The organism is Vibrio sp. 10N.261.51.A3, assembly GCF_041471965.1.
GTDB classification, from domain to species: Bacteria; Pseudomonadota; Gammaproteobacteria; order Enterobacterales; family Vibrionaceae; genus Vibrio; species Vibrio crassostreae_C.
Genome location: NZ_JBFRPK010000122.1, coordinates 1 through 579 on the forward strand (window position 1 = coordinate 1; position 579 = coordinate 579).

1 protein-coding gene is annotated in these 579 nt (G+C 46.6%); it reads right to left on the reverse strand.

Annotated features, from left to right (window positions below; all coding sequences use genetic code 11):
- Window positions 1-476: transposase DNA-binding-containing protein (locus tag AB4371_RS22640; protein ID WP_372150648.1), on the reverse strand; the 476-nt coding region annotated here is incomplete at its 3' end.
- Window positions 477-579 lie beyond the last annotated feature (103 nt).

A 579-nucleotide genomic window follows, 5' to 3' on the forward strand; every position in this document is an offset into this window, starting at 1 on the left:
GTCGCATGCTGGTGCCTTTGGCCTCGCTTTTCTATATCACGAGTCCAGCGCTGTTGTTCAATTAAACCAATAACAGATTGAGTGTCGGGAGCAAAAAGTAAGGTTGAGTGTACGAACATGGCGCGATGTCGGTTGCCTTGATTGGAGTGCCCGAGTTCATCTCGAATGCTGCGATGGGAGTAACTGAGAGAAGTGGTGTCTTCTAAGGCAAGAAGTGTTTGTTGCTCTAATGCTTCTTGTGCGGTGACATAAAACCCCGCTTCTGCGATATCTTCTGCTTTGATTTGCTCATTACGGATGAAGCGATAAGCCCCTTCCATTTCAGCAGGGGAGATAATGAGTTTCGAGACGGGTACACCAGGTTGCTCGGCCAGTGAGGCTGCGAGAGTAACGAGTCTTTGAGTGCGTCTAGGGTCATTTAGGTGGGCTTGACCGAACTGTTTTTGTGCCCAGAGGGTTGGCTCTATATAGGTCATGATAATCATCCTTGTCATTGCTTAGATGATCAGATCATGAAACCTAAAAATAGTTCAAAAAAAATCCCCAAGCGTGGCTTAGGGATTTGTGTATAAGAGACAG